General features: G+C 61.8%; 11 protein-coding genes and 1 pseudogene. 9 read left to right on the top strand and 3 right to left on the bottom strand.

The window, feature by feature from the left end; translation table 11 throughout:
* Positions 1 to 67: 67 nt before the first annotated feature.
* From PSPTO_RS12585 to PSPTO_RS12575, 3 genes are all read right to left on the bottom strand, one after another.
* Positions 68 to 1,738, bottom strand: a complete 1,671-nt coding sequence (locus PSPTO_RS12585; RefSeq protein WP_174518557.1) for an amidase — start codon at positions 1,736 to 1,738, stop codon at positions 68 to 70.
* A gap of 86 nt (positions 1,739 to 1,824) precedes the next feature.
* Positions 1,825 to 2,457, bottom strand: coding sequence for an ANTAR domain-containing response regulator (locus tag PSPTO_RS12580; RefSeq protein WP_005617488.1), 633 nt, complete (start codon positions 2,455 to 2,457; stop codon positions 1,825 to 1,827).
* A complete protein-coding gene (locus tag PSPTO_RS12575; protein ID WP_005770316.1) occupies positions 2,454 to 3,602 on the bottom strand; it encodes a transporter substrate-binding domain-containing protein in 1,149 nt (382 codons plus the stop codon). The genes PSPTO_RS12580 and PSPTO_RS12575 overlap by 4 nt, the downstream gene beginning before the upstream one ends.
* 776 nt (positions 3,603 to 4,378) lie before the next feature.
* On the opposite strand from PSPTO_RS12575, the gene urtA reads away from it, so the two are divergent.
* The 9 genes and pseudogenes from urtA (at position 4,379) to ureC (ending at position 12,717) form a co-directional block, all read left to right on the top strand.
* Positions 4,379 to 5,560, top strand: coding sequence for an urea ABC transporter substrate-binding protein (gene urtA / locus PSPTO_RS12570; RefSeq protein WP_007246896.1), 1,182 nt, complete (start codon positions 4,379 to 4,381; stop codon positions 5,558 to 5,560).
* A 66-nt stretch (positions 5,561 to 5,626) separates the two neighbouring features.
* Positions 5,627 to 6,529, top strand: a complete 903-nt coding sequence (gene urtB, locus PSPTO_RS12565; RefSeq protein ID WP_005770312.1) for an urea ABC transporter permease subunit UrtB — start codon at positions 5,627 to 5,629, stop codon at positions 6,527 to 6,529.
* 1 nt (position 6,530) lies between these two features.
* Positions 6,531 to 7,673, top strand: a complete 1,143-nt coding sequence (gene urtC / locus PSPTO_RS12560; RefSeq protein ID WP_005770310.1) for an urea ABC transporter permease subunit UrtC — start codon at positions 6,531 to 6,533, stop codon at positions 7,671 to 7,673.
* Positions 7,670 to 8,407: an urea ABC transporter ATP-binding protein UrtD gene (gene urtD / locus PSPTO_RS12555; RefSeq protein WP_005770308.1), complete on the top strand. Its 738-nt coding sequence runs from the start codon at positions 7,670 to 7,672 to the stop codon at positions 8,405 to 8,407. Before urtC ends, urtD begins: the two co-directional genes overlap by 4 nt.
* Positions 8,408 to 8,409: 2 nt before the next feature.
* Positions 8,410 to 9,099, top strand: coding sequence for an urea ABC transporter ATP-binding subunit UrtE (gene urtE, locus PSPTO_RS12550; RefSeq protein ID WP_011103991.1), 690 nt, complete (start codon positions 8,410 to 8,412; stop codon positions 9,097 to 9,099).
* A 22-nt stretch (positions 9,100 to 9,121) separates the two neighbouring features.
* The gene (ureE, locus tag PSPTO_RS12545; protein ID WP_003376859.1) at positions 9,122 to 9,562 is read left to right on the top strand and encodes an urease accessory protein UreE; all 441 of its coding nucleotides are present in this window, start codon (positions 9,122 to 9,124) and stop codon (positions 9,560 to 9,562) included.
* A complete protein-coding gene (locus PSPTO_RS12540; RefSeq protein WP_011103990.1) occupies positions 9,559 to 10,290 on the top strand; it encodes an urease accessory protein UreF in 732 nt (243 codons plus the stop codon). Before ureE ends, PSPTO_RS12540 begins: the two co-directional genes overlap by 4 nt.
* Positions 10,291 to 10,305: 15 nt before the next feature.
* A complete protein-coding gene (locus tag PSPTO_RS12535; RefSeq protein WP_007246901.1) occupies positions 10,306 to 11,001 on the top strand; it encodes an urease subunit beta in 696 nt (231 codons plus the stop codon).
* 3 nt (positions 11,002 to 11,004) lie between these two features.
* Positions 11,005 to 12,717 (top strand): annotated as a pseudogene (gene ureC, locus PSPTO_RS12530) (urease subunit alpha).
* Positions 12,718 to 12,726 lie beyond the last annotated feature (9 nt).

The following is a 12,726-nucleotide window of genomic DNA, read 5'->3' as shown; positions in this document are numbered from 1 at the left end:
TCTCGAAAAGCAGAAGGCCTGAACCGGGTTCAGGCCTTCTACAATCTTCAACGATTTCTATCGTTTTTCAAACACGCGGCGGCCTCGGAAACACGCCGCGAACCTGCTCGTAGGCCTGCGCGACGCGCAATGCCAGAGCATCCTGAAAGCGCGGTGCGACGATCATCATCGCGACCGGCAGGCCATCGGCGAGACCGGCCGGGATCGAGGTGGCCGGGTGGCCGGTCAGGTCGAACGGTGCGGTGTTGGCGAGCATGTTCAGCGCGCTGTGCACGTACTCTTCAATCGGCGCATCGGCGGCGGTCAACGGGGTCGCCACGAACGGCATGGTCGGCATCACCAGCACGTCGAAGTCCTTGAACGCTTCGTCGTATTGGCGAGTGAGTTCCGGCACCAGCATGCGCGCCTTGGCGTAGTAGGCACCGTGCAGGTTGTTCAGGCTGTAATGCCCGGTCAGCGCCACAGCGCGTACGCTGCTGGACAGCGTGTTGGCGTGTTCGCGACGCTTGGCACCGAAGTAGCTCATGATCTCTGGGTCGTAGTAGCCGTCGACGTTCATGCCGTAGCCATTGCCTTGCAGCATCTGGTACGCCGCGCCGTCAGTGGCGATGACGTTCCACATGTCCAGCGCCACACCATGGTGCCACGGCACGCTTGCCTCGCCGACCGTGGCCCCGAGGCTTTGCAGTTGTGCCACGGCAGCTTTGACCAGCGCATCCACCTGCGGCTCGGACATGCCGGGGATGGCGAAACCTTCGCGCAACAAACCGATTTTCAGGCCGGCAACGCCTTGATCCAGGGTCGCGACACAACTGACCGCTGGCGGATTCTTCTGCCTTGAGTCGAGACCGTCAGCACCGGCAATCACGTCGAGCATCACCGCGCAGTCGCGCACGTTGTTGGCCATCGGGCCGACATGGTCGATGGTGCGTTCAATCGGGAAAGCACCGGTGTAAGGCACCAGGCTGTACGTCGGCTTGTGCCCGACGATGCCGCTCCACGCCGACGGCATACGGATCGAACCGCCCTGATCGCCGCCAATGGCCATGTCGACCTCTTGCAGCGAAACCAGCACGGCACTGCCGCTGGACGAGCCGCCCGCGTTGCGGGCCAGGTCCCACGGGTTTTTCACCGCGCCGCTGGCCGAGGTAAAGCTGGCTCCCGAGAAACACAGGTCTTCGCACACTGACTTGCCGACCACCGTCGCACCAGCGGCCAACAGGCGTTTGACCACCGTGGCGTCTTCAGACGGCACGTAGCCATCAAGGCTCAAAGAACCATTAGCCATCGGCACGCCCGCCACTGAAACGTTGTCCTTGATGACCACCGTTCTGCCCGCCAGAGGACCGTTTGGCGCACCGACGATGTGGGTTTTTACGTACCAGGCACCGTGCAGGTTTTCGGCATCTGCCGGCTTGCTGTGCTCGCGTACCGGCGTGGGCTGTGCGACGTGGGCAGCGTATAACGCATCGATGGCTTCGTAGGAACTCAGGGTTTCGTCAGCCAGATTCAGGAATGACGCCATCTGGCTGTCGGACAACTCGTACCCGTGGTCCTGAGCGGCAATCAGAAAATCGGCTTTGCTGGGGCGTTTTACGGACATGATGTTCTCCAGATAACGGTAAGGACCGCCCGAGGTCGGGCAGGCACTGACTGGAGCCGCCTGAGCAGGATGCGCAGGCCTGGGCTCGATCCGGAGGACGCCGTTGTCCATGCCGGTCGCCACGCGGTGTTCCATACCTGCCGGGTCAGGGCGTATGGCAAGCGTCCACGCAGAAGAGGATCAGGCCCGCAGGCCGACACTCGTCGCTCGTCAAAACCTGCTCAGGAGCAGGCCTGTTGAAACAATTCATGGGCCTTGACCAGAGCCTCGGCGATCTTTTCCACCGGCTCGCGCTTGGCCATGGCCTGATCGCGCAGTGCGTTGTAAGCGTCTATTTCAGACAGCCCTTTGGTTTCCATCAGGATGATTTTTGCCTGCTGCACGGTACGCATCACCGCCATGCGCCCTTCCAGGCGCTTGACGTGTTTTTCCCGCTCGCGGGTTTTGCGCGCCTGGCTCAAGGTGATCGCCAGCGCCGTCAGCAGGCCGAACGACCTGACCGGTGAAGGGATCACCGAACAGGCGTTGAGCTGCACCAGCGCCTCGACGATGATCGGGTTTTCATAGGCGATCACCGGGATGATCGGTGGCGTTGCGCTGTGCAACAGCCACGGCGTGTTGGTTGACAGACTCTCCGGTGACACCGCCAGCACGATCACGTCGGCCTCGCTGTGCAGTCGCTCGGGGATCGGCCACTGCACCCGCACCTGACAGCCGATGCGCTGCAACTGGGCGATCAGGTTGCGACCGTCTTCGTCATCCGGGTGGATCACCAGCACGCTGATGTCGCGCAGGTCCTTGATGCCGCCTGCGCTGTCATTGCGCAGGCGTTTCTTGGCGGCACGCAGAGTCATGGACGCCTCCCGGTCAGGCTGGACCAGCCCCTGAAATCCGGCGCAACGGCGTAAGGGTCGGGCTTCAGCGCTTTCTGGCTTTCGTAGAGAATGTCGAACTGCCCTTCGGCGTTGGCCCGGCCGATCCGCGAATACAGGTAAGTGTGATGGTTGTGTTCATCGATACGCACACGCCCCTGCGGCGCGTCGTATTCCAGGCCGCGCATGGTCTGCAGCACATCTTCCACTTCGGTGCTGCCCGCTCGGGCTATCGCCTTGGCCAGCAGGTGAACCTGAAAGTAGGCAGCCTCCCAGCAGCGGTCGGTGACCTGATGCTGGCCAAACATTTCCCGATAGTGGGCAATGCACTGGCGATTGAGTGGCGTGTCGATCGACTGGAAATAGGTCGCCGCCGATATGTGCCCGGCGCCCAGATGAACGCCCATTTGCTGAATGTCGGTTTCACTGGTGGTCACGCTGGCAATCGGCATGACGGCGGGGTCGAACCCGGCGTCGGCGTAGGCCTGGTACAGGTGAGCCATGGTGTCACCGACCACCGTGGAGAAGATGAACGACGGTTTCAGCTCCCGCGCCTTGACCATCAGCCTGGCGAAGTCTTCGGCCCGGGCGTTTTTCAGCGGCAGGTAATACTCGCCCAGTTTGCTGCCGCCCCGCTCGTAGAGCAGGTCGCTCACCAGCCGATTGGTTTCGTAGGGGTAAACGTACTCGGAGCCGATCATCAGCACGCGGCTGCCGAAGTGGTCGAACATGTAATTGCCCAGCGGCACGGCGTTATGGTTCGGCGTGGCCCCGGTGTAGATGATGTTGCGCGAATACTCGAAGCCCTCGTAGTACACCGGGTACAGCAGCAATGCGTTGTAACGTTCCACCACCGGCAACACGGCCTTGCGCGCCGCCGAGGTGTAGCAGCCGAAGAAAAACCGCAGGTTTTCGTCGCGGATCAATGATTCGACGTGCATGGCAAACAGCGCAGGCGTGGAATCGGGATTGCGCAGAATCAGCTCCAGAGGGCAGCCATTCACGCCACCGGCCGCGTTGATCTGATGGATAGCAAACTGTGCGCCGCGCATCGTTGAACACTCACCGGCAGCGGTAACGCCGGTATTGGAAAACAGACCTCCTATGCGGATCGACGGGTCAACCATGCCTATAAACCTTGTTCAACGTGAGGAGAGACGCCCGCCATTGGCCGGGGTCTGGAAGAGTGCTGAGCGAAAAACCGTGAATTCAACGGTGGCTCTCAGGCGGTTGTGCCTGGGGCTGGCGTGACGACAGTGTCAGGACCAGTCATGCGAGGGGCCTTCCACACCTGCCGAGAATGGGCGTGTGGCAAGGGACCCTGCGAGGGTATCTGCTGGCAGTCATGCAGATAGCGGGCCATGCGGGGTGTGTGGGTGTTGATGATTTGTGTGTCTGCTGGCTGGGGCGGTGCTGACGTAACAGGCATTTGTTTGCAGGGATGGGCGTACATTCGCAAGGGTTGTGTCGCATGACACATCGCTTTCGCGAACAAGCGAAGCGTCGCCCGGTTCGCACACAAAAGCATCGCATTTCAGCCATTGAAAGCGCGCGCGTTACGGAAAAAGCGTGCGCAGCCTCACGTTTTTGGTGCGCAAAAGTCGGGTTCGCGCCAAAGCGGCGCATGGCGGTTTATTCGTGCAATAGATGAAGGGACGCCCTGCGCCCACACTCGATTTCTGGTGTAAAAGGCTGTTTCTGCACTTGGCACTGTGCTTGCTAAGTCTCTTCTGAGACATCGCGCCAGCTGTTTGCCCTACGCCCCCTTGGCAAGTAGGGAGACACCTCGCGTACGACTGGATCGGACACAGTTTGTCCCGCCAGATTCGGCACAGAAGCCTGACCTCCCGCCCATTGATTTGGCCGGGACGTCGGGCTTTTTTTATTCCTGGGAGAGAAGTGAATGCACAACGACAAACGCCGTTTGATCAAGCATGCTCTGTTGCTGGGCGCGATCAGCCTGCTGCCGTTTTCCCTGATCAGTCAGGCGCAGGCGGCCGACGCTGTGAAGGTCGGGATAATCCACTCGCTGACCGGCACCATGGCGATCAGCGAAGCCTCGGTGGTCGACGCCGAAAAGCTCGCCATCGAGGAGATCAACGCCAGCGGCGGTGTGATGGGTAAAACCATCGAGCCGATCATCGAGGACGGTGCCAGCGACTGGCCAACCTTCGCCGAAAAAGCGCGCAAACTGTTGGAAAACGATCACGTTGCGGTGACCTTTGGCGCCTTCACCTCGGCGTCGCGCAAAGCGGTGCTGCCGGTCTTCGAGCGCAACAAGGGCCTGCTCTACTACCCGACCTTCTATGAAGGCCTGGAAAAATCCCCGGCCATTATCTACACCGGCGCGGAAGCCTCGCAGCAAACCCTGGCAGCCGTGAGCTGGCTGATGGCCAACAAAGGCAAAAGCGTCTATCTGGTCGGCTCCGACTATATCTGGCCGCGCACCACCAACAAGCTGGCGCGCGCCTCGGTGACGAAACAGGGCGGCTCGATCGTCGGTGAAGATTACCTGCCGCTGGGGGCTATCGAATTCTCCTCGGTGATCAACAAGATCAAGGTCGCCAAACCGGACATCGTGCTGTCGACCGTCGTCGGCGGCTCCAACGTCGCATTCTACAAACAGCTCAAGGCTGCCGGGATCGACAGCAGTAATCAGACGCTGATGGCGCTGGCCGTTACCGAGGAAGAGGTCACCGGCATCGGTGCGGAAAACCTGGTCGGCTTCCTGACCTGCATGAGCTACTTCCAGAGCCTGAAAAACCCGGTCAACGAGAAATTCGTGCAGGCCTTCAAAACGCGCTACGGCCAGCAGCGCGTGGTCGGCGACCCGATGGCAGCAGCCTACACAGCCGTGTACCTGTGGAAGAAGGCGGTCGAGAAAGCCGGCAGCTTTGAGGTACCGGCCGTCATTGCCGCGTCCTCGGAACTGACCCTTGACGCCCCCGAAGGCGAGATCAAGGTGCACAAGGACAACCATCACCTTTGGAAACGCGCGCGCATCGGCACGCTCAATGCGCAGGGCCAGGTGGACGTGATCTACGAGTCCGCGCCCATCGAGCCCAACCCGTTTCCGAAACTCTGATACCGGGCCGGGCGCGACTCGCTTCGCGCCCGCTTTCGTCAATGTGCAGCCACAGGTAACGACGGCATGACTCTCGATACGCTGGTAATGCAAGTCTTCAGCGGGTTTTCGCTGTTTTCGGTGCTGGTGCTGATGGCACTCGGGCTGACCATCGTGTTCGGCCTGATGGGCGTGATCAACATGGCCCACGGTGAACTGATGGCGATGGGCTCATACGCGACCTACGTCACTTCAGTGGTGTTTCAGCGCTACTTTCCCGAGCTTATGGGTTGGTACTTCATCATCGGCATCGGGGTGGCCTTCGTGGTGACGTTTGCCTTTGGTTTTCTGCTGGAGCGCTGTTTCATTCGCTTCATGTACAACCGCCCGCTGGACACGCTGCTGGCCACCTGGGGCCTGTCGCTGGTGTTGCAACAACTGTTTCGTCAGGTGTTCGGCCCCAAGGAAGTCAGCGTGCCCACTGTGCAGTGGCTGCAGGGCGCTTGGAAAGTCAGCGAGGGCCTGGAGCTGCCGCTCAACCGGATTTTCATCATCGGCCTGACCTTTGTCATCGCCGCTGCCGTGTTTGTGTTTCTGTACCGCAGCCGCTGGGGCCTGCGCATTCGTGCCGTGACCCAGAACCGGGCGATGGCCGGTGCCGCCGGGATCAATACCGCGCGGGTCGATTCGGTGACGTTCGCGCTGGGCTGCGGCCTGGCGGGTATTGCCGGCAGCTCGTTCACCATGCTCGCCTCCACCGGTCCGGTGAGCGGCCAGCAGTATCTGGTGGACACCTTCATCGTCGTCGTGTTCGGCGGTGTTGAAAGCTTACTTGGCACGTTCCTGTCGGCCTTCGCCATCGGCCAGACGCAGATCTCGCTGGAATACCTGACCACCGGTTCCATGGCCAAAGCGATCACCTTGCTGGTGGTCATCGTGCTGCTGTTCTTCCGCCCCAACGGCCTGTTCGCCACGAAAGTGAGACGTTGAGATGAACAACATGACTGAAAAGCCGCTGACCGCGACGCCGGTCAAAGCGGGCCGAGCAGGCTGGCTGAGCGCGGGCTGGTTGCCGCTGATCGAGCGTTACAGCCTGATCTGGCTCTCCCTCCTGTTGTTGGTGGTACTGCCGCTGATACTGGGCGACTTCCGTCTCGGGCTGGCGGGCAAATACCTGAGCCTGGCGTTCTGCGCCGTGGGCATGGTGATGATCTGGGGTTACGGCGGCATTCTCAGCCTCGGCCAGGGGATCTTTTTCGGCCTGGGCAGCTACATGATGGCGATGTACTTGAAGCTGGAAGCCACCGCCACCGACGAAGCTGCCAGCGCCCTCGCCGCGTTCTACGGCTCGGCCCTGCCGGACTTCATGATCTGGAACAGCGTCGAAGCCCTGCCTTGGTGGTGGAAGCCATTCGAGTCGGCAACCTTCACTCTGGCTGCCATTCTGATCCTGCCTGCGCTGCTGGCGTTTCTGTTCAGCTACGCCTACTTCAAGAAACGCGTCGGCGGTGTGTACTTCTCGATCATCACCCTGTCGCTGGCCTCGATCATGTCAATCATGATCATCGGCCAGCAGGGCTACACCGGTGGCGTCAACGGCCTGACCGACTTCAAGACCGTGTTCGGCCTGAGCCTGCAAACGCAGCAGACGCCGTGGATTCTCTACCTGATCACCACGCTGTTGCTGCTGGCCAGCGTAGCGATGTGCGGGTTCATCCTGCGCAGCCGCCTGGGCAAGGTGATCGTCGCGATCCGTGACCGCGAAGACCGGGTGCGTTTTTCCGGCTACAACACCGCGCTGTTCAAGGCGTTCATCTTTGCCGTCGCAGCGCTGATCTCGGCGCTGGGTGGCGTGATGTTCACCTTGCAGGTCGGCCTGGCCTCGCCGTCACTGGTGGGCATCATTCCGTCCACCGAAATCGTCATCTACGCCGCGCTGGGCGGTCGTCTGTCCCTGGTCGGTGCGGTGTACGGCACGTTGCTGATCGGCGCGGCCAAAACCTATCTGTCGGAGAACTTCGTGAGTTTCTGGCAATACTTCATCGGCTTTCTGTTCATGGGCGTGGTGCTGTTCCTGCCAACCGGGCTGGCCGGCTTGCTGCAACGCCTGAGCAACAAGGAGGTGCAGTCATGAGCGGGATGTTACTGAGTGTCGAAGACCTGACCGTGTCATTCGACGGCTTCAAGGCGGTCGACAACCTCAATTTCTATGTCGAGGAAAACCAGGTGCATGTGGTGATCGGCCCCAATGGCGCGGGCAAGACCACCCTGCTCGACATGATCTGCGGCAAAACCCGCCCCAGCGCAGGCCGGATTCGTTTCAAGGACCTGCAACTGGAAACCATGATCGAGTACCAGATCACCCGCGCGGGCGTGGGGCGCAAGTTTCAAAACCCGTCGGTGTACGAAGACCTCACCGTGCGCGAAAACCTTGATATTTCTTCGCCGGACAAACGCGGCATCTTCAACTGCCTGTTCGCCGGCAAGAATGCCGCGCTGAACAGCGAGATCGAACAAACCGCCGAGATGATCTTCCTCAAGGACCAGTTGGGGCGCAAGGCCGGGCTGCTGTCCCACGGCCAGAAACAGTGGCTGGAGATCGGCATGCTGCTGATGCAGCGCCCGGAATTACTGTTGCTGGACGAACCGGTGGCCGGCATGAGCGCGGGCGAACGGGAGAAAACCGCCGGGCTGCTCAAACTCATCGCCAAAGGTCGGGCCATGGTGATTATCGAGCACGACATGGAGTTCGTGAAATCGGTGGCCGACAAAGTCACCGTCCTGCATCAGGGCAAGACCCTGGCCTACGGCTCGATGGATCAGGTGCAGAAAGATCCTCGCGTCATCGACGTCTATCTGGGGCACTGAACATGCTGAACGTCTCCAACATCAACGTGTATTACGGCGACAGCCACGTGTTGCGCGACCTAAGCCTGGACCTTGCGCCAGGCGAATCGCTGGCGATCATGGGTCGCAATGGCATGGGCAAGACCACGCTGTTGCGCAGCCTGGTGGGCATGCTGCCAGCTCGCAGCGGCAGCATCACGCTGGCCGGGCAGGAACTGACCGGCAGCAAGAGTTACGAGCGGGTCGCGGCCGGCGTCGGTTTTGTGCCCCAGGGGCGGATGATATTTCCCTACCTGAGCGTCGAGGAAAACATCCTCTCCGGCATGCAGGGCGCGCCTGCCGCGCCGATTCCCGACTACATCTTCGAATACTTCCCGGTGCTGTTCGAGATGCGCCGACGCAAGGGCGGCAACCTCTCCGGCGGTCAGCAGCAACAGCTGGCCATCGCACGGGCACTGGTTTCCAACCCCAAGGTATTGGTGCTCGACGAACCCACAGAAGGCATTCAGCCATCAATCATCAAGGACATCGCCAAGGCGCTCAACCTGCTGAAAAAGGAACGTGGTTTTTCGCTGATTGTTTCCGAGCAGGTGCTGTCGTTCGCCATGGCCGTGGCAGACCGCTACCTGATCATCGAGAAAGGCGAATTCGTGCACAGCGAAGTCCGCGAAACCGTCGATCGCGAGCGCATTTTGCGCTACCTGACCATCTGAACCGAACACCGGAGCCATCGCCATGCTGATACTCGACCGCATTCTCGGCCAGGCCAGCGACCCTGCCCTCGCTGACCGTCTGCACGACCTGAGCCACGCCGGCCAGGTGGAAACCCTGAGCCTGTCGGGCAGCGACATCCAGCGGCATCGCCTGCGCCTGGCCAGCGACCGGGGCACCGATTGCGCCATCCGCCTGGAGCGCCATCAGCAATTGCGTAACGGCTCGGTGCTGATGCTCGACAGTCAGCGCGCCATCGTTGTGCAGATGCAGGATCAGCACTACCTCGACCTGTTGCCAAGAGACTCGGCGGCGGCGCTGGAACTGGGTTACTTCGCCGGCAACATGCACTGGGCGGTGCGCTTTGCCGGTGACACGTTGCAGATTCCGCTCAATGGGCCTGAAGCGGATTACCTTGAGCGCCTGGCACCGATGCTCGCAGACGGCCGGGTGCGACGCGCATGAATACCTTGAGTAGCCTGCTGCTGGCCCTGCAACAGGCCGACAGTTTCTTTCCCGGCGGCGCGGTCGCGTGGTCGTGGGGGCTGGAAACACTGGTGGCCGACGGACGACTGGGGGCAGGCGAAAGGGTCACCGCGCGACGTCGTCAACGGGCAGTCCGTTTGGACCGCAGCGCCGCAGTGCGAGGTTTTGTCGAAGGCCAGTTGCGCCATCGCTGGCACAGTTTTGACCGGGTGTTTCTGCTCGCGGCATGGAATGCTGCCGATGACGTTTCTGCGCTGACAAACCTGGACGCGCAAATCGAAGCCCTGACCCTCGCCAAGGAGTTGCGCCAAGGCTCGCGGCGTGTCGGGCAAGCGCTGCTGGGCGTGCATGTCGCGCTGGGTACGCCGGGGGCGGCGGCTTATCAGCAACAGGTGCGGGCAGGCAACACGCCGGGGCATTTGCCGGTGCTGCAAGGCCTGCTCTGGAACCGCTTGGGCATGCACCGTGAACACTGCCAGCTGGCTGCCGCGCACGGTTTGTGTACCGGGCTGGTCAGCGCCGCCGTACGTCTCGGGGTCATGGGCCACATCGATGCACAACGGGTGCTGACCGATATCCAGCCGCTGATCACCGAGCTGCTGGCGCTGGAGCCGCCCGAACCGGAAGACGCCTGCGGCTTCACGCCGATGGCCGAAATCGCCGTTATGCGCCACGAAACCCAGGACCTGCGCCTGTTTGCCAATTGAACCGGGAACCCCGCCATGCTGCTGACCCCAACCGAGCTTGAACGGCTCACGCTGTACACCGCTGCCGAGCTGTCGCGCAAACGCCGTGGCAAGGGCCTGCGCCTGAACTTCCCGGAAGCCTCGGCGCTGATCGCCGACGAAATTCTTGAAGGCGCGCGTGAAGGTCGCAGCGTCGCCGAGCTTATCGGTTTTGGCTCGACGATCCTCAACACCGACGACGTCATGCCGGGGGTCGCCGACCTGCTGCCGGTGCTGCAAGTCGAAGGCACCTTCCCGGACGGCACCAAACTGGTCACCGTGCACCAGCCGATCCGGCCAGGCAAGCTGCCGCTGGCGGTCATGCCGACACCTGGCGAAATACTGTCGCCGAACAGCGATATCCAGCTTAACAACGGCCGACCGATCGCAACCCTGCGCGCGATCAACACCGGCGACCGGCCGGTGCAGATCGGCAGCCACTACCACTTCTTCGAGGTCAACAAGGCGCTGGATTTCCCCCGCGAAACAGCCTTCGGCATGCACCTCGACATTCCCGCCGGCACGGCAGTGCGCTTTGAGCCCGGTGAGTTGCGCGAGGTGCAACTGGTGCAGTTCGGCGGCACCGGCGACATTCACGGCTTCAGCGGCCTGACCAACGGCAACCTGCACGACCCGGCCTGCAAACGCGCAGCGCTGGAGCGTGCCCGCGCCCAACATTTCAAGGGAGCCTGAGGCATGGCGACGATGACCCGCAAGGAATACGCCGCCATGTACGGCCCCACCACGGGCGATGCAGTGCGTCTGGGCGACACCTCGCTGCTGGCCGAGGTCGAATTCGACCACTCGACGCCCGGCGATGAGTGCCTGCACGGCGGCGGCAAGACCCTGCGCGACGGCATGGGCCTGATGCCCGGTCATGACAGCTCCGACGGGGCGCTCGACATGCTGATCTGCAACGCGCTGATCATCGACCCGGTGATCGGCATCGTCAAAGGCGACATCGGCATCAAGGACGGCAAGATCGTCGCCATCGGCAAGGCGGGCAATCCGCAGATCATGGACGGCGTACACCCGCAACTGATCTGCGGCGTCGCCACCACCGTGCGCGATGCCGAGGGCTTGATCGTCACCCCCGGCGGCATCGACGTGCATGTGCATTTCGATTCGGCGCAGCTTTGCGATCACGCACTGGCGGCGGGCCTGACCACACTGATCGGCGGCTCGCTGGGGCCGATTACCGTGGGCATCGACTGCGGCGGCGAATGGAATGTCGGCAAGATGTAACAGGCCGCCGAAGCGTGGCCGATCAACTTCGGCTTTCTAGGGCGCGGCAATTCCAGCAAGCCCGAATCGCTGCTCGGGCAACTGCGCGGCGGCTGTCTGGGGCTGAAAATCCATGAAGACTGGGGCGCCATGCCGGCGGTGATCGACACCTGCCTGAAAGTCGCCGACGAGTACGATTTTCAGGTCCAGTTGCACACCGACACGCTGAACGAGTCAGGGTTTCTCGAAGACACACTGGCGGCCATCGGCGACCGCACTATCCACATGTATCACACCGAAGGCGCAGGCGGCGGGCATGCGCCGGACATCATCAGCGTGGCCGGCAAAAGCAACTGCATTCCCTCCTCCACCAACCCGACCAACCCTTACACGGTGAACACCTTCGACGAACACCTGGACATGATCATGGTTTGCCACCACCTCAACCCGGACGTGCCGGAAGACGTGGCGTTCGCCGAATCGCGGGTGCGCCCGCAGACCATCGCCGCCGAAGACATTCTTCACGACACCGGGGCGATTTCGATCCTCGGCTCCGACAGCCAGGGCATGGGGCGCATCAACGAAGTCATCTGCCGCACTTGGCAACTGGCGTCGAAAATGAAGGATCAGCGCGGCCGTCTGCCGGAAGAAACCACGGCACTGGGCGACAACGAACGGATCAAGCGCTATATCGCCAAATACACCATCAACGCTGCGCGGGTGTTCGGCATCGACAGCTACATCGGCTCGCTGGAGCCCGGCAAACTGGCCGATCTGGTGCTGTGGCGCCCGGCGTTCTTTGGCATCAAGCCGGAACTGGTGGTCAAGGGCGGCTTTATTGTGCACGGCGTGATGGGCGACTCTGCGGCCTCGCTGTACACCTGCGAACCCTTGGTGATGCGCCCGCAATGGGGCGCATTCGGTGAAGCGAAACAGGCGCTGTCGGTCAACTTCGTCAACCGCCTGGCCGTCGAGGCCGACACTGCGACCCGGCTGGGGCTCAAGAAAAAGCTGCTGCCTGCGTTCGGCACTCGCACATTGCGCAAGTCCGACATGCTGCACAACGATGCCTGCCCGGACATCCGCGTCGACCCGCAAACCTTCGATGTGTATGCCGACGGCGAGCGCCTTTATTGCGAGCCGGTCAGCGAAGTGCCCCTCGCGCAGCGCTACATGCTGCGCTGAAACCCTTAT

This window comes from Pseudomonas syringae pv. tomato str. DC3000 (assembly GCF_000007805.1).
Classification (GTDB): domain Bacteria; phylum Pseudomonadota; class Gammaproteobacteria; order Pseudomonadales; family Pseudomonadaceae; genus Aquipseudomonas; species Aquipseudomonas avellanae.
The sequence above is the reverse complement of the archived record's forward strand: the minus strand, read 5'-3'. Positions and strand labels throughout refer to the sequence as shown.

Bases quoted from the DNA above. Each gene is read 5' to 3' on its own strand.
- PSPTO_RS12535 (WP_007246901.1), top strand. From the start codon at position 10,306: ATGCTGCTGACCCCAACCGAGCTTGAACGGCTCACGCTGTACACCGCT.
- PSPTO_RS12585 (WP_174518557.1), bottom strand. From the start codon at position 1,738: ATGGAACACCGCGTGGCGACCGGCATGGACAACGGCGTCCTCCGGATC.
- urtC (WP_005770310.1), top strand. From the start codon at position 6,531: ATGAACAACATGACTGAAAAGCCGCTGACCGCGACGCCGGTCAAAGCG.
- urtE (WP_011103991.1), top strand. From the start codon at position 8,410: ATGCTGAACGTCTCCAACATCAACGTGTATTACGGCGACAGCCACGTG.
- urtB (WP_005770312.1), top strand. From the start codon at position 5,627: ATGACTCTCGATACGCTGGTAATGCAAGTCTTCAGCGGGTTTTCGCTG.
- PSPTO_RS12575 (WP_005770316.1), bottom strand. From the start codon at position 3,602: ATGGTTGACCCGTCGATCCGCATAGGAGGTCTGTTTTCCAATACCGGC.
- PSPTO_RS12540 (WP_011103990.1), top strand. From the start codon at position 9,559: ATGAATACCTTGAGTAGCCTGCTGCTGGCCCTGCAACAGGCCGACAGT.
- urtA (WP_007246896.1), top strand. From the start codon at position 4,379: ATGCACAACGACAAACGCCGTTTGATCAAGCATGCTCTGTTGCTGGGC.
- urtD (WP_005770308.1), top strand. From the start codon at position 7,670: ATGAGCGGGATGTTACTGAGTGTCGAAGACCTGACCGTGTCATTCGAC.
- ureE (WP_003376859.1), top strand. From the start codon at position 9,122: ATGCTGATACTCGACCGCATTCTCGGCCAGGCCAGCGACCCTGCCCTC.
- PSPTO_RS12580 (WP_005617488.1), bottom strand. From the start codon at position 2,457: ATGACTCTGCGTGCCGCCAAGAAACGCCTGCGCAATGACAGCGCAGGC.